Origin of the sequence: Microvenator marinus, from assembly GCF_007993755.1 — a bacterium.
Classification (GTDB): Bacteria; Myxococcota_A; Bradymonadia; order Bradymonadales; family Bradymonadaceae; genus Allomicrovenator; species Allomicrovenator marinus.
Genome location: NZ_CP042467.1, coordinates 2,233,130 through 2,248,141, shown reverse-complemented (window position 1 = coordinate 2,248,141; position 15,012 = coordinate 2,233,130). Strand labels below are relative to the sequence as shown.

The window sequence follows — 15,012 nt, the reverse complement described above, 5'->3', positions numbered from 1 at the left end:
TGAAATCAGTTCGCTGTGGTCGCCGTCACTCGACTGCTTCCACCTTCGCCGGGGCGAATATGAACCGTCATATGCTCGCGCCCTCTGACGACACGTAGCCAGCGATTGCCGTCGTCCTGCTTGCCGGAAAGCCGATAAATCTCGTTGATGGCGGATTGTGCCTCCGAAACCTGCCAGCCCTTGCGGGTCAGTTCACGAATATAATAATCCGAGGTCTGACGTACGGATTGAGGGCTTGTTACCTGGCCAACCGAGTAGTTGCTTTCCTTACCACTGCCTCCAAAATCCCAAGTGCGCTCGCATCCTTCGCAGAGCGGGAGGCGCGATGAGACGTTGGTTTCTTTGAGAGGGTTCGCCTGATTTGGGGTGGTCTTGGTCGCGTCGAAATCTACATCCGTCCACGTTGCGCTGACGTGCGTCATATTGCGCTCGGCATCGTAGAACGCCTCGAGCGCTTTGAAGCTCTTGACGCGGCGCGCGAACTCGTCGGTGGCGTTCCCCATCATGCCTTCGCCGACTTTTTTCATGATCTCACATTGCTTGAGATGTGGCTGCGCTTGGATTGCGCGCTGAAGCACACCGAGCTCCGCCGAGAGCTCTGCGTGTCGGCTACGCGTCTCTTCACAAAAGCCGCCTTCGCTAGCGCACTCTTTGGCTGCCGCCTTATTGACGTCCTCATTCGCTGTCTCAACGAACGTCTTCTTTGCCGCGGGTTGTGGCTCGTAAAGGGGCTTGCCCCCACATGCGCGATAGGCGCCAGAAATCATGTGGACGTTCTTCTCGAGTAGGTCGACCTTGCGTTTGAAATCTTCAGAGTCAGGGTCCTCGTCTCCGAGATCCATTTGGGTGCCACCCATGGCGAAATGGTTTGAGGAGATTTGATAAGGGATGACTTCGCCGTTGAGCGAACCCTCTTGCATGGCCCTAAACTCTTCGTCTGCTCCCTCTTGACCCATGGTGAGGAGTTTTCCTGGAGCGTGCCGATAGGCTTTCTTGTTGACGCCCTGGCGCACAAACTCCTCTTGATATTCACGCAGAACTTCGTCGGGCTTTTTGTACGGATGAACGGCGGTCGAGAAGAAAACCGTGTTTTCGTTCATGTTGTAGACACGGGGGGTCTCGTGTCCCATTCGGTTCAGCGCCTCACTGAACTTTTGCATGTCCGAGGGACCGGCAAAACCGAAGGTCAAGATATCGGCATCAGATGGCTTAACTTCTACACCGCGAGTCGAGGGATAGAGCGTCATGACGCCCCAAAAGATGCCCCCAAGCACAGCCCCACTGAGCGCGAATTTGGCGAATACTTTTGGAAGTTGCTCTAACAATCGTAATCTCCGTCATTGCTGATCTTCAGCACCGAGCTGAGACAGGGTGAATCCTCAGCGGCCAGCCTTGAGTGACCCACGACGATGAGTTCGTTGAGGAATCCGCCAGGTACTGAGGTTGGGGATACGAGGACATCGTATCCGTAGTTGAAATTGCCTGTGTGTCCCGGAATGCTCACGGTTCTTGAGTTTTCACCGGTTACGATTCCGTATCGGGTACCGAGTGCCGAGGCGTGTCTGGTGCCCATGTACGTGAACGGTACGGCCACATTGAACGCCATCATTGCCGTCTTGCCCGAGAAGCTGAGTGGGTTAATCCCGGTGTCTTTGGTCATGTCTTCTGAGAAATCGGAGCCGTATTCGTAAGCGGTAGAACCGCCATCAGCAAATCCGCCTGCTGCTTCGGCTTCGCCTTTGGAGCCATCGAAGAGTCCAAATGCGATTTGCATAGCTTGAATGTCACCTTGTGGACTTTGATGAGAGCCAATTTCGCTGAGTTCCATTGCAGCGGAATACATCGGGAACGAATGCTCAAACGGCAGCATGCCGATCAGGTTGGTGTCGTGAATCGCCATGGCATTGTCCCACATCTCGGTGGCTGCCAGGTATTTCACGCGGTTATTGTTCCACTCGAGTTTGTGCAGGTTCACGATCCCGGTGAAGATCAAGATGAAGACTGGGAGCGTGATCACAAACTCGGTCATGGCCACGCCATCTTCGTTTCGAATCCAATATCTAATCTTTTGAATCATCGTGACATCCCGTCTGTGATGTGGCGATCCTCACCACCGTTGTCGACCATGCCCTTCATTGCAGGGGTGACGTTTCGCTGCATGTATCGAATATCGTTTTGGAAGCCCATGAAATCGAAGTTATCGACTGCGAAGATGAAGAACTGGCCCTGAGCCATGTCTCGTCCGAGCTCAAGCGATTCGTCGAACATCTCGTCGTGATCCACCGGAGGTTCTTCGCGTGGCAGCGTGGTCGGCCTGATCTTTCCGTACCAACCGGGGTGGAACATCCACATATCGTGCGCACCGTCAAAGAGGATGGTGTCCGGCTTGTTGCTCGGCGGGAAGTAGAACTCGCTTCGAGCGATAGACCAAATGCCCGTTTTGGGCATCGTGACGTTTGAAGGTGGCGTGTATTCCTTGGACATGAACATGTAGTTATTGCGCAATATCCCGTCGTTATCTGGCGTGTGCTTGTACGACCAGACGTAGTTGGAGCGCTGAAGCATGTGCTCGCTGCTATTGGAGTCCGCCGCGTTAAAGAACGGAGCCCCCTCATCCGGCGTCATTAGCGGGCAAGCGAGGAACGAGTACGCTATATTAACGCGCTCGGCAGGGCCTTCGCTCGCGATGTTCGGGCTGCTGGTACTTCGGTCCTTCAAATCTTGGAAGTTTGCATACCACTCGATCAAGGTCACGAGCGTGACAGGGTTATCCGCCAGTGGTGTCGGGGTCAGGCATGATTCTGACGGGTTGCCTCGCTCCAACGGTAGCGGGCCATACTCGCTATTGTCGGGGGCAGGGAAGTTCGTGATCATGTTCGCGCCATTTCTGACGCCACGCACCATGGCCTCGCCCACACCCCAGTACGCCGCATACTCTCTCAAGTCGTCTTGGAAGGTATCGAGATCTTCTAGATTTTGCTCGAGGTCGTCATTGCCGAGGAAACTAGCCCAGTCGATGGCCTCCATAATGGGAGAGCCGTCTATGAGGTTTCCGAAACAGTTGAAGCACTCGGTCCAACACCCACAATACCAACCACAGCAACATTTGGAGCACTGACCGAGCCACCAAATCAGGTACATCGGGTACTGGAAATAGTACATGTTGTGGATGCCGACGATGGTGCGTTTACCCACGTTAGCAAAGGCGATCATGTTCATGGAACGGGCCTCGACGGAGGCCTGCGAATAGGCCGCTGTGTCAGCCGCCATATGGGCGTCTGTTTTACCTCGAATCACGAGGCTCGCGTCGTACATGATGAGCGCGCACATAAAGAGAATGAGCAAGGAAGCGAGGCAAAGAAGCGCCACGGCACCAGATTGCGACTTATGGAAACGCTCAAGCGTGCGGGAGATGAGCTCTTTCATTCCATACTCCTCTGGCTTGCGAACGTGTGCTCACGAGGGATGGGAGAATAATATCCCTCGCGCATACCGACCTCGTTCTTCTGGCCCCAGATATAGCCGAACCATGGGAAAATCAGATTGTATCGATACGTAAATCGAACCCCTGTCCGGTCGCCCTGAATCACTTCGAAATCATCCCAGAGTCCCCATTCAGCAAAAGTCATTTTCCTTGCTGCGCGGTGCGCAAACGACGATTCGTCAAAGGAGCGGTGGAAGTAGAGGTTCTCGGAGCTTGCCTCTTCAACGTCGAGGTCGAAAGCGCCTCCTCCAGTCAAGGCTGTTTGACCTCCACTCCATTCGTACACCGAGGGGCCTTGGGTCCCATCAGCTTGGAATGCCCCGGTCAAAATCGCGCGTTGGCGCCGGTAGTAGTTGGAACTACCCGGAGGCGTTGTTCGACCCACATAATAATCATTGGGTGCCGTTGGGGCCAAGACCATGGAGGCTGTAGCGCGTGCGCGGTCTTTGACCAAGTAGGGCGTCACGTTCCGGTCTGCGTCCAATTCTGGGGCCCATACCCACGCCACACGAGCCGCCTCAAATGCTGCAAGGTCTGCGAGCATACCGGTGATATTGAGCATCGTCAGCTGGGCCAAGCCGCTCGTGAGCAATAGAAATGGGGTTAAGATGATCAAGAACTCGATCATGATCGAGCCACGCGTCAGTTTGACAACTTTGCGTTTCGATTCGCGCCGCCGCTCAACGCCCCACATGATAGCAATGATCAGAAGGAACCACGCACAGGCGCTAAGGCCAACGTGGAGCGCAAGTGACGCCCAATCAATTTGGAATCCATTTCCAAGCGACTTCCAGGCCAGTTGGAACCGGGTCAGGTCAAAGGCGAAGAAGCTAAAAAGTACCGCAATGGTTGCGATTCCAAGGCTATGAGCAACGCCCCAACCTAGCCATCGAGTGAGTTTTCCAGTCGTGGTTTGCATACGCATTCAGCGGGCTATGTGTTTTACAACAAATTTCTTGGTCTTATAACCAAGCAAAAATCGATCCATTTTCATTAAGTGACTCGAATTCAATCATCTAGCGATGATTCTTGCGATTAGGTGTGCGTTCGTGTCACAGATCTCGCATTATTGGGACTTAGGTGCCCCACCTGCGTTCTTCTCTCTTTCGATAAATCCCTGACGGATCTTATCGACTTCGCTCTTGGTCTTAGCCTCCTTGAGCTTCTTTAGGTCCGGGTTCTTCTCCAATTCAGCAATCCGCTTCTGAGTTTGAGAGACAATGGAGGTGATATCCTCTTTGCCTCGAACGTTTGGCCTTGTCCTTGCGACATCTCGCCTCAAGGCTTCGCGTTCGGTTGCCGTGAAATGGCGCGGCTTTTCACCTCGTTGGATTTGGTCGGCGGCGTGGAGGTAGTCGTCGATAGTCACAGCAGCTTCGCGGTTGTATCCCGAGTTTATTGCCCCTGCTAGGGCCCCGAGTTCTTCCGACGATTGTGTTTGCGCGACCGCTTCATCCGCGGCGATTCGGCTCAACCTCGCCTGTTCATTGGCTGCGCAAAACGCCTCCAATGACGGTTTACTCGAGATGTATTCCCTGCAAACTTCATCAACCGCAGGGGACACCTCAAGGGTGGACTGCTCGGAGATGCACGATGTGTGTTCCCCGATGGCCCAACGCATAGCGCCGCCAAGTCCTGCGGATTTCGCCGTTCCCAGGTAGGCCTCGCATCCCGCGAAGAGAATCCCTGCTTTGACGTCAGGGGAGCTCAAACCCGATGAGGCCGTCTTTGCCATAAGGGCCTTAGGGACAGAGTCGCCTTGCAGATGAGACGCCAAGACGAGGTCCGCAAGCCAGCCGCGCTGGTCCACGTCGAAGCTCATTCTAGAAATCCAGGCCTTGTAATCTTCAGGCTTGCCAAGTTTGCTCAAGCTATCAAGGCAGCAGGCGCGAACGGTATCAGACTTCGCCGTCACGCCACATTGTAGGACCTCGATCGCTTTGGCCTTGGGGTCCACATTGCCCAAACTCATGATAGGCTCGAGGAGCTCACATGAGTCCCCGAAATTCAGCGTTGAGCCCCAGCGAGCGACCATTTGTTCGGGGATATTTCCAGCGTCTTCTCTTCCCAGACATTCAACCGCGATCGTTGGATGCGGCTCTAGAAGTCCCAAAACATCGATGACGGGCAGATTGAGAGCGAAGGTTTGATGGCAGGCTACCATTTGAACTGAAGGGTTTTCGTCGCCGAGCGCGAGGTCCACGTTTCGAGTGGTCGTATGAGCCGCTACGGCACTTCGGACCTCGGGTTTGGCCCAGAGCCCCGGCAATGCCACGCCCAAAATCATGCTGGCTGCGAGGCTCAGTGCGATGGTCACGATATTGAATTGACGGAATTCGGGCTCTAAAAACGCCATCGCCAAAAGCATTGGAAGCGCGATAGCCCCAATGCCTACCCAGAGTGGTTGTAGCGGTGGCCACCATTGCGTAAACGCCACGGCGAGCACGGTGAGTGTGGCTGTCACCCCGAAAATGCAAACTACGGCGAGCGTCTTCATGCCCTCGAGTATAGGGGATCTTGGTCAGCTTTCCAAAATACAAAATCCCCTCGATCTCAAGACCCGATCTCCTCGAGGACGAAGAGTCGTTCTTCCGGATCAGGAAAGACCTCGGGGCGCACGTCGATATGTCCGCGCAGGAACCACTCGTTGTGGTCTTCTGGGTCCACTAGCACCTGAACCACAGACCACTGGCCTGGGCCGACTCGCCTCAAAGTAAGTAGATCCGTGGCACGCGCGCGGTGGTTGAAGACGATATGGTCATATTCTTCGAAGAAGCCGGCCAAAGCGCGCTCAAGCTTCATTGGAGTCCAGAAGTGCTCCGGCGTGTTTCGCACGAGCCCGACGGCCTCTTCCAAGTTGTCCGCCGCAATCTCTTGGACCAGAGAGCGAAGCTCGGCCCGAACCCTGGCCGTGAACGCTTTGGTGTCGGCGTCGAGCGGCTGCGGGCCGGTCTCGACTTCCTCCTCTTCGGTCGCGTAGCGCATGCTTTCCCACTCTTGAATGAGCGAGCTGTCCGCGCGTGCAATCACGTCCCTGAGGTAGGCCGTTACTTCGTAGACACCATCGGTCTTGAACTGATCAGGGACGTTTTGTTTGAGCGTTTTGTAGGTCTGGGTGAGGTGCCGAAGAAGGATGCCCTCGGAGCGCTCAAGCCCATACTTATTCACGTAATCATTGAAGGAGCTGTAGTGCTCCACCATATCTCGAGCCACCGATTTGGGGCTCGGCTCAAAGCCTGAAACCCACGGGTGAAGGCGCTCAAACTCACGATAGCCCGCCTCAATCGCATCCGCATCGGGTTGCGGGTACGTAATCTTCTCGAGCTTCTCCATTCGCTCTTCGTACTCGATCCCCTCGGCCTTCATCTGCGCAATCGCTTCCCGAATCACCTTATCCTTCTGGTGATTGAGGACCGAGTGCGGGTCTTCGAGGATAGCCTCCACAAAGCTGAGCAGGGTGAGATGAAACTCGGGCGCCTCCGGGTTGAGTTGTTCGGCTGCCCAGACCAAAAAGAGCGAGAGCGCGTGGTGAATCGAGAAATCGTGCTGCAGATCCGGCGCGAGCTGAACCTTGGAGCCCCTTCGCTCCTCCCGAGGTACGACCTGAAGAATCCCCGCAGACCGCAACGACTTGAAGATCATCTTCGCCTTTCGACGAAGTTGCGACTTTCGAGCCATGGGTTCGTGACTGGCCTCAATCAGCTCTCCAAGCGCACGATATCCCATGGGTTGTTCGCTCTCTTCAGGGCGCTGGAGCAGATTGAGAAGCATCTCGTGGGTAACCGTAAAGCGCGATGTCAGCGCCTCAGAATCGCTCTCGATGAGCCGGTTGAAGGTGTCTTCGTCCCAATGCACAAAACCGCGCTCGGGTGGCTTCTTAAACTGAAGTTTCTTCTTCTTGCGCGGGTCCTCGGAAATCTTCTGATTGATCTTGATATTCTCGATCACGTGTTCCGGGGCCTGAGCGATGACGAGACCTTCGGTATCGTAGCCTTTTCGCCCCGCGCGGCCGGCAATCTGTTTAAAATCGCGAACGCTCAAGATCTGAACCTTGTGGCCGTCGTACTTGCAAAGCTTGGTGAAGAGCACCGTCCTGATGGGAAGGTTGATGCCTACGCCGAGCGTGTCCGTGCCGGCAATGATCTTGAGTAGCCCCATCTGGCTCAACTTCTCCACGAGCAGCCTGTATCTCGGCAGAAGTCCACCGTGATGGATCGCGACTCCGTGCGAGAGAAATTTCCGAATCACTTTGCCGTACGGCGTCGGGAACTTTACGCCGTCCATCTCGTCTTGAATCGCCTGCTTTTCTTCCTTCGAACAGAAGTTCATGCTCATCAGGCTCTGGGCCAGATCGGCGCATTCTCGCTGCGAAAAGTTGACGATATAGAGTGGCGTCAGGCCCTTTCGCGTGACCTCCTCAATGGTATCTAAGAGTGGCGTCTCAGAGTATTTGAACTCAAGCGGCACCGGACGCTGGTTGGACTTCACATGAGCCACCGGCCGCCCACTTCGGTCCTCGAGCTGGCGAATAATATCGCGCGTGTCGCCGAGCGTCGCGGACATCAGCAAAAACGTGGTCTGAGGCATCAACAAGAGCGGAAGCTGCCAGGCCATGCCGCGCTCTCGGTCCCCATAGTAGTGAAACTCGTCCAAAACGGCGTGATGAATGAGAGCGAGCGCGCCGTCCGAGAGAGCCGCGGAAGCTAGGATCTCTGCGGTGCAGCAAATGATCGGAGCACCTGCATTGATGGACGCGTCTCCGGTCATCATGCCAACGTTCTCCGCGCCAAAATGCTGGCATAGGTCGAAGAACTTCTCGCTCACTAGGGCCTTGACCGGCGAGGTGTAGTACGAGCGTTTTCCGTGCGCGAACGAGTAGAAGTGCATGGCGAGTGCGACGAGCGACTTTCCGGACCCCGTAGGCGTGTTGAGAACGACGTGATTGCCGTCGAAAATCTCGAGGATGGCCTCTTCCTGAGCGGGATAGAGCTCAAGTCCACGGTCGATGGCCCACTCCACAAAAACGTCAAATAGAGTGTCGTTATCGCGTGATTCTAGGGCGTCGAACCTCTCGGCTAACGTTGTGACTGTGGTACTCATCATCGCTCCTTGGTGAGGCTAGCCTTAACAGATATAGTCTTGAGATCGCTAGCTCGAACCATGTTTCGGAAGGTCAGGATGAAGGTCCCATTCGTCGATATAGCTGCTCAAACGCATGAAGTTTCAGAGGAAATCGAAGAAGCACTGCGCCGAGTTCTGAAGAGCGGTCAGTATATTCTCGGGCCCGAGGTTAGCGCTTTTGAGTCTGAGCTGGCCGCCTATCTGGGCTTGGGCCAGGACCGCGAAGTTGTAGGGGTCTCAAGCGGGACCGACGCGCTCTTGATGTGCATGATGCACGCGGGAATCGGCCCCGGAGACGAGGTCATCCTTCCAGATTTTGGCTATTTCGCAGCTGCTGAATGCGTTGTTCGTCTTGGTGCGACCTGTGTTTTTGCGGATGTCGGGCCCGACTTCCAGATCTCCGTGCAGTCTGTAGCGAGGTTGATTTCACCTGCGACTCGAATGGTGGTGGCGATTGACCTCTTTGGCGACCTGCCGGATTGGAAGGGGCTTCGAGCCCTGGCTGAGCGACACGGGCTCTTGCTTGTGGAGGATGCCGCCCAGGCCATCGGTTCCTCGCTCGAGGGGCGCATGGCTGGTGGGTTCGGTGATATGGCGACCTTTAGTTTCTTTCCGACCAAGAACTTGGGGGCGGCTGGCGATGGTGGCGCAATTGTGTGTGGGACCGAAGTCGCTCGCGAGATCCGGTCCATGCGCTCGCATGGTACCGGAACGCATAAGTACGAGCACGTCAGGGTGGGGGGCAACTTTAGACTGGACGCCCTTCAGGCCGCCATTTTGCGCGCAAAACTGCCCCATTTGGACGGGTGGAACGCGCGGCGTCGTGAGGTGGCCGAGTTTTACGATGAGTGCCTGGATGGGCTTGGAATCGGGCTTCCCAAACCCAAGGCGGAGTCGAACTGGCATCAGTACACGATTACCCTCGCAAAGCGGGATGAAGTGCGGGCAGCACTGAGTCAGCGAGGTATCGAGACTCAAGTGTATTATCCCCTGCAATCGAGTGAGCAACCGCTTCTGAAGGGCTCGCGCACCGGAGATTTAGGGGTGTCGTCGAGGCTTCATCGCGAGGTTTTGTCATTGCCACTTGTCAACGAGGGCTCTGTCCTCGTTGGAAGAACAATGGAGGAGCTCAAAATGGCCGATGTTTTCTAGATTCTGCTGACAAGTTACGCCGCGCAAATCCAAACCCAAGCAAGAGCAACAACCATCCCGGCGACCCGTGCGCAGCTGAGCAACCATTGCTCGTCGAAACCTGATTCCTACCCTCGGGAAGCTCGCCACCGGGAATCGTTGGATCCACCTTTGGATCGTCTGGATAGTCAGGGTCCGGCGTAGGGTTCGGAGTCGGGTCAGGTGTGGGATCTGGAGTTGGATCTGGATCTGGGTCCGGCATCGGCTCTGGGTCTGGTCCCGCGGATACTGGACGAACGCGAATCGCATCCGCCGTGATATGCATATCACTCGCGGACTCGCCGGTATTATCATAGACGGCGACGAGATTGTCTCCGCCGGCCTTGAACGTGTAGGTTCCAAGCATATGCCAGGTCGGTACGGTACTCTGGTCAACGACTTTGCGGTCCTCGCCGCCGTCGTGTTTGACGAGATAGGGCACTTGCTTGGACTTGTTGAATCCGGGTACCACGTTGAACTCTACGGTGTACTCACCGTCTTGCTCCACGTGGATTCTCCATGACGCCCAATTGCTTGGGTTTGCGCCATCAAATGCGTTCGTCCACTGGAAGCTACCGCCTTCGCCCTGACCATCCACCACTCGCCAATATTGCGATGGCCCGTACTGCGTGAAGCAAGGTCCCTGGTTGTCCAAAACACCACCATCCGCAGGGAGGATGGCGCATGGCACGGCAGGTTGGCCGATGAGTGTTTCGTACGAGCGAACAAGGCTCATATAGGGCGGCACATAGACCTGACCGAAGCCACTCACGTTCTTCATGATATCGTAGTGGAGATGAATCGTGGTGGGGGTTCCGCCAAAGGCATTCGAGACCAGACCGAGTCGTTGGCCTTTGGTCACGGTCTGACCTCGGCTTACGGCCAAAGTTCCCGGGTCCATGTGAAGGTAGCGATGGAGCGTGCCGGAGGCCGTTGTGAGGTAAACGCTGTATGTTCCGATACTGGTAATCGTTCCGGCTTCGGCCGCAACGGTCCCGTGGACCTTATTTTCGCACGTGGCCGGGCGAATATCTTGGCCCTGGTGGCCTCTTCCGCTTGGGCAAAGTGGCATATCCCAGCTTCGAGACTCACAGAAATTATCCCACCATGGATAAGAGTAATTGCGTGAATCGCATTGACCGCCGGCAGGACCCTGCGAGCCGCCAACACCCCACACCTGAGAGTTCGGGTACGAAGGCGCGTTCTCGATGGGATAGCGCATATTCTCTACGTAAACCGTATTGTCCGAGCGGCCGGTGCCACTTCCCGAAACAAGTTGGCCAGGCGGCTGATATGCAAAGTCGTTGGCAAATACGAGGCCGGGCATGGTCAAGAGTATCAAAAAGGCAAGGTTTTTCATGGCTGACCTCCTGCGAGCACGAGGTTTTCAGCCATGGTCATGACGGTCTCGTCTTTGTTGCAACGATCGTCGGTGGTGGGAGCGGCGCACTCGATGTCCAACGAATACGCGACGCCGTACATATTGAAGGTTAGCGTGACGATTTCGTGCGTGCGATAGACTGTGAAGTTGCGCATCAACTCACGGGCCTCGTCGGTTACATTCAATTCCAGATTCTCGGACTGCTTGGAACCGTGAATGACCACATTGATGCCGTCGTGATTCATCGAAGCGGCGTACCACGTTGCGCCCGTGACGATCTCAGCGCGCGAGATAAGTTCAGGATTTGAAGGAAGCAGGACCGGCACGCCCAGGCCGGCGATTTTCGCAGACTGAGCTGCTGGCAAGAGGCCAGGGCTGGCGGATTGATGTTTATTGACTTCCGTCCAATCGATCTGGGCGATTTGATGAGGTTCAGACCATTTGAGCTTTTCAGTCCGTTCCACATCCAGCGAATCTACGACACTCGGGCTTTCAGCCTCCAGCGTACTTTCTTGAGTCTCAACCGGGGATGAGACCGTCTCGTGACAACCGATCGCAAACAACGCGACCCACAACATTCTCTTCATGCCTATGACTCCAGCTTTTTTGGTCAACAAACCTATTAGCACTTTCCAATTCGTGTTTTCCACTACTCAATTCCGCTATTGTTGCAAATCTGGGGCCGGGTGTAGTGTGATGTAGGATAATGTGCGCAAGATGTGTAAATTGAATGGCGTTGGCTGTTTTGGTGCAAAAGGGCTAAATGTGACAGGCTGTCACGATCGAGAGCACAGAGAACCCGGCGATCCCAGACTATGTTTCAATCGCAAAAAACGAGAAGAAATCTACTCATTGCCGCCGTGGTCATCGTGCTCGGCATCACAGCGGGGCATTACGTCACCGACATGCACCACGTGGCCTTCCACAACGTCTACCGACGACTCTACTATCTCCCAATCGTGCTCGCCGCTTTCGCCCACGGCCTCAAAGGAGGCGGAGTTATGGCGCTTGTCGTCAGCGCAGCCTACATTCCCCATGCGTTTTTCTCGCATCATCGAGACCCCGCACCCACGGTCGATAAGCTTCTGGAAATTGTTCTTTATCTCGTGATCGGTCTCTTGACCGGGTGGCTTGTGGAGCTCCAAAGGCGCGCGCACGCTCGGCTTTCGGTGGCGCTCAACGAGAAAGAGGTGCTTGAAAAACAGCTAGTTAGGGCCGGCAAGTTGAGCGCGCTCGGCCAACTCACATCCGGTCTCGCGCACGAAATCCGCAACCCGTTGGCGTCAATTCTTGGGAGCGCTGAGGCCATCACGAGTGAGTTTGAGGAAGAGCATCGGAAGTATCCGTTGACTCGGGTACTCCTCGATGAGATTTCGCGGCTCGATCAGGTGGTCAGCGGGTTCTTGAAGTTCGCGGGTCCCGCACCACCCGAAAAGCGAAAGATCTCTGCGCGTGAACTGGTTCTAAGGCTCGAAGGGCTCTTGCGGACCACGCTAGAAGGCCGAAAGATTCGACTCGAAACTCAGGTGCCCGACGAGATGGTTGAACTCGACTCAGACCAGGCCGGCCAAGTGCTCTTGAATTTGGTTTTGAACGGCGCCGATGCCGCCCAAAGCGCAGAAAATCCCACGGTTGTGATCGTTTTTGAGCGCAGGAAAATCGCCGGAAAGCCTTACGCGTGTTTCGGAGTGAAGGATAACGGCGAGGGCGTTCCAGATTCGCTGGCGGAGACGATTTTTGAGCCGTATTTTACAACGCGATCTGATGGAAGCGGGCTAGGGCTAAGCATCTCCAATACGATCATGGAGAAACACGGCGGGATCTTGGACTTGGAACAGGGCGATCATACGGTGTTTTGGGCGTGTTTTCCGGAGGAGCCATGAGTGGCCAAATTCTGCTCGTCGAAGACGACAAAAACCTAGCAAAAGTCTTGCAATTCCACCTCGAAGAAGCCGGTCATCATGTGACCTACTCTCCGAGCGCCGACGAGGCCTTGAGCCTCGACTTGAAGAGCTTCGAACTCATTTTGACCGACCTGAATATGCCGGGGACAGACGGCCTCGAGTTCCTAGCGAAGCTCAAAGCCCTCAACGTCTCCGCTGCGGCAGTAGTTCTGACGGCGTATGGCTCGACTGACCGTGCGGTAGCCGCCATGCAAGCGGGGGCCTTTCATTACGTGGAGAAGCCCGTCCACGCGAAGGCACTTCTTGCCATCGTGGAGCGGGCGCTGGAGTTTTCGAGAGTTCGGGCTGAAAACCAGACTCTGCGCAGCCGAAAACACGAGATCATCTCCGCAAGCCCGAGCATGAGCCATCTACTCGAGGTGGTGGATCGTGTGGCAGACACGGACCACACCATTTTGATTCGCGGTGAGTCGGGAACTGGAAAGGAGTTGGTCGCTAGAGCCCTGCACAACGGGTCTAGCCGCGCCAAGGCAGCTTTTGTTGCGGTCAATTGTGCGGCGATTCCAGACGAGCTCTTGGAAAGTACGCTCTTCGGCCACGAAAAAGGCGCGTTCACCGGCGCCACAGCTCGTCACGAAGGCAAGTTTCTGCTCGCCGACGGGGGAACCATCTTCCTCGATGAAATCGCAGAGATGTCGCTTCGTTTGCAGGCGAAACTCCTGAGGATTTTGCAGGAATCGGAGCTCGAGGTGGTAGGTGGTGGCGCGCCAAAACCTGTGAATATCCGGGTGATCGCCGCCACTAATCAGGACCTCGAGGCCTTGATGCGAGAAGGCCATTTTCGCGAAGATCTCTTCTACCGAATCAATGTGGTGCCGCTCTTTATCCCGCCGCTCAGGCATCGCCCCGAAGACATCCCCGTACTTTTGCGGTTCTTCCTGCGTAAACACGCGCAAGACAAGGATGTGCAAGTCTCAAAAGCACTTGATGCCGCGCTCATTCAATACCATTGGCCAGGAAACGTGCGCGAACTCGAGAACGTGGCGAAACGCATGTTAGTGCTCCGGCGCACGGACACCCTGGAGCTCAGTGACCTGCCGGGGGAACTCAGCGCAAAGGCCTCACACGTGTCGGGGCTTCCTTTTATGCTGCCACCAGGTCAACTCGACTTGAAAAAATTGGAAAATGATATCATCAGGGCTGCGCTCGATATGCATCAAGGAAATCAGTCGGCAACCGCGCGATACTTGAACATTCCGAGGCACGTGCTCCTCTACAGACTTGAGAAAATGGAAGGTGAACATGAGTAAGTTTTTTTGGTTTTTGCCCACAGCTGGGCCCGAGGTTTCTGCGCTCGGCGAGCTCTTGGAATGCGACGCTGAGTTTTTGGAGACGACCGAGCCCGTCTTGAGTCTGGGGGAGGGATGCTTTGAGCTCGATGGAGCCGTGAACCGAAGGCACCGCGTCAAAGAAGTGATGGGAGATGTGCTTCCGAACCACGAAAACGCCCTGGTCGTCAGCGAGCGATTCGCGAAGTTTTTGGAGGAAAATCAGGTGCCTGATTTGCAGGTTTTGGATGTCAGAATTTGGCAAGGTCGCACGCCCGTGGACGGCTACAAGCTCGTGCATTTCACAAAACATATCTCTGGGATCGACGAAGAAGAGTCTACGCTTGTCTACCATGAGATGGACCCCTCATTTGTGTGGCAGGTCGATAACCTAACCTTCAAACAAAAGAAGCTTCAGGGAGCCAAGATTTTTAAGGTTAGGGGACTTCCACAACATATTTTTGTGAGCGAAGAATTTTCGCAAGCGCTTGAAGCCCAATCATTTTCAGGGTTCGCGCTACATGACCTCTCCGAAGTCAATTAAGACGAAAACGTTTTCACTTTTGCGGGGAATTTGGTACCCTCCAATTTAAGGAATACTGTACAATTTTGTTTGAACCGCAG

General features: G+C 55.2%; 12 protein-coding genes. 4 read left to right on the top strand and 8 right to left on the bottom strand.

Annotated features, from left to right (window positions below; all coding sequences use genetic code 11):
* Window positions 1-5: 5 nt before the first annotated feature.
* The 6 genes from FRD01_RS09355 to FRD01_RS09330 all read right to left on the bottom strand — a co-directional run bounded on the left by FRD01_RS09355 (window position 6) and on the right by FRD01_RS09330 (window position 8,584).
* Complete coding sequence (locus FRD01_RS09355) at window positions 6-1,325, bottom strand: hypothetical protein (protein WP_146959127.1); 1,320 nt, start codon at window positions 1,323-1,325, stop codon at window positions 6-8.
* Window positions 1,319-2,077 (bottom strand): TadE/TadG family type IV pilus assembly protein, encoded by a 759-nt coding sequence (locus FRD01_RS09350; RefSeq protein WP_146959126.1) that lies wholly within the window; start codon window positions 2,075-2,077, stop codon window positions 1,319-1,321. The genes FRD01_RS09355 and FRD01_RS09350 overlap by 7 nt, the downstream gene beginning before the upstream one ends.
* Window positions 2,074-3,426 (bottom strand): pilus assembly protein TadG-related protein, encoded by a 1,353-nt coding sequence (locus FRD01_RS09345; RefSeq protein WP_146959125.1) that lies wholly within the window; start codon window positions 3,424-3,426, stop codon window positions 2,074-2,076. The genes FRD01_RS09350 and FRD01_RS09345 overlap by 4 nt, the downstream gene beginning before the upstream one ends.
* On the bottom strand, window positions 3,423-4,403 hold the full coding sequence (locus tag FRD01_RS09340) for a TadE/TadG family type IV pilus assembly protein (protein WP_146959124.1): 981 nt from the start codon (window positions 4,401-4,403) through the stop codon (window positions 3,423-3,425). Before FRD01_RS09340 ends, FRD01_RS09345 begins: the two co-directional genes overlap by 4 nt.
* A gap of 147 nt (window positions 4,404-4,550) precedes the next feature.
* Entirely contained in the window at window positions 4,551-5,981 is a 1,431-nt protein-coding gene (locus tag FRD01_RS09335; RefSeq protein ID WP_146959123.1) for a hypothetical protein, read from the bottom strand.
* A gap of 56 nt (window positions 5,982-6,037) precedes the next feature.
* Window positions 6,038-8,584, bottom strand: coding sequence for a DEAD/DEAH box helicase (locus FRD01_RS09330; protein WP_249756141.1), 2,547 nt, complete (start codon window positions 8,582-8,584; stop codon window positions 6,038-6,040).
* 78 nt (window positions 8,585-8,662) lie between these two features.
* Here FRD01_RS09330 and FRD01_RS09325 point away from each other — a divergent pair, with 78 nt between their 5' ends.
* On the top strand, window positions 8,663-9,757 hold the full coding sequence (locus tag FRD01_RS09325) for a DegT/DnrJ/EryC1/StrS family aminotransferase (RefSeq protein ID WP_249756140.1): 1,095 nt from the start codon (window positions 8,663-8,665) through the stop codon (window positions 9,755-9,757).
* Here FRD01_RS09325 and FRD01_RS09320 read toward each other — a convergent pair.
* Both FRD01_RS09320 and FRD01_RS09315 read right to left on the bottom strand, forming a co-directional pair.
* Complete coding sequence (locus FRD01_RS09320) at window positions 9,735-11,135, bottom strand: golvesin C-terminal-like domain-containing protein (protein WP_146959120.1); 1,401 nt, start codon at window positions 11,133-11,135, stop codon at window positions 9,735-9,737. The two genes, FRD01_RS09325 and FRD01_RS09320, sit on opposite strands and share 23 nt — an antisense overlap.
* Entirely contained in the window at window positions 11,132-11,743 is a 612-nt protein-coding gene (locus FRD01_RS09315; protein ID WP_146959119.1) for a hypothetical protein, read from the bottom strand. Before FRD01_RS09315 ends, FRD01_RS09320 begins: the two co-directional genes overlap by 4 nt.
* Window positions 11,744-11,971: 228 nt before the next feature.
* Between FRD01_RS09315 and FRD01_RS09310 the strand changes: the two genes are divergently transcribed.
* The 3 genes from FRD01_RS09310 to FRD01_RS09300 are packed head-to-tail and all read left to right on the top strand — an operon-like array spanning window position 11,972 to window position 14,932.
* A complete protein-coding gene (locus FRD01_RS09310) occupies window positions 11,972-13,039 on the top strand; it encodes a sensor histidine kinase (RefSeq protein ID WP_146959118.1) in 1,068 nt (355 codons plus the stop codon).
* Window positions 13,036-14,370 carry a sigma-54-dependent transcriptional regulator gene (locus FRD01_RS09305; RefSeq protein ID WP_146959117.1) on the top strand — a complete coding sequence of 445 codons (1,335 nt, stop codon included), beginning with the start codon at window positions 13,036-13,038 and terminating at the stop codon, window positions 14,368-14,370. The genes FRD01_RS09310 and FRD01_RS09305 overlap by 4 nt, the downstream gene beginning before the upstream one ends.
* Entirely contained in the window at window positions 14,363-14,932 is a 570-nt protein-coding gene (locus FRD01_RS09300; RefSeq protein ID WP_146959116.1) for an Imm43 family immunity protein, read from the top strand. Before FRD01_RS09305 ends, FRD01_RS09300 begins: the two co-directional genes overlap by 8 nt.
* Window positions 14,933-15,012: the final 80 nt, after the last annotated feature.

Coding starts and splice junctions, on each gene's coding strand:
- FRD01_RS09350 (WP_146959126.1), bottom strand. CDS start 2,077: ATGATTCAAAAGATTAGATATTGGATTCGAAACGAAGATGGCGTGGCC.
- FRD01_RS09345 (WP_146959125.1), bottom strand. CDS start 3,426: ATGAAAGAGCTCATCTCCCGCACGCTTGAGCGTTTCCATAAGTCGCAA.
- FRD01_RS09340 (WP_146959124.1), bottom strand. CDS start 4,403: ATGCAAACCACGACTGGAAAACTCACTCGATGGCTAGGTTGGGGCGTT.
- FRD01_RS09335 (WP_146959123.1), bottom strand. CDS start 5,981: ATGAAGACGCTCGCCGTAGTTTGCATTTTCGGGGTGACAGCCACACTC.
- FRD01_RS09330 (WP_249756141.1), bottom strand. CDS start 8,584: ATGAGTACCACAGTCACAACGTTAGCCGAGAGGTTCGACGCCCTAGAA.
- FRD01_RS09325 (WP_249756140.1), top strand. CDS start 8,663: ATGAAGGTCCCATTCGTCGATATAGCTGCTCAAACGCATGAAGTTTCA.
- FRD01_RS09320 (WP_146959120.1), bottom strand. CDS start 11,135: ATGAAAAACCTTGCCTTTTTGATACTCTTGACCATGCCCGGCCTCGTA.
- FRD01_RS09315 (WP_146959119.1), bottom strand. CDS start 11,743: ATGAAGAGAATGTTGTGGGTCGCGTTGTTTGCGATCGGTTGTCACGAG.
- FRD01_RS09310 (WP_146959118.1), top strand. CDS start 11,972: ATGTTTCAATCGCAAAAAACGAGAAGAAATCTACTCATTGCCGCCGTG.
- FRD01_RS09305 (WP_146959117.1), top strand. CDS start 13,036: ATGAGTGGCCAAATTCTGCTCGTCGAAGACGACAAAAACCTAGCAAAA.
- FRD01_RS09300 (WP_146959116.1), top strand. CDS start 14,363: ATGAGTAAGTTTTTTTGGTTTTTGCCCACAGCTGGGCCCGAGGTTTCT.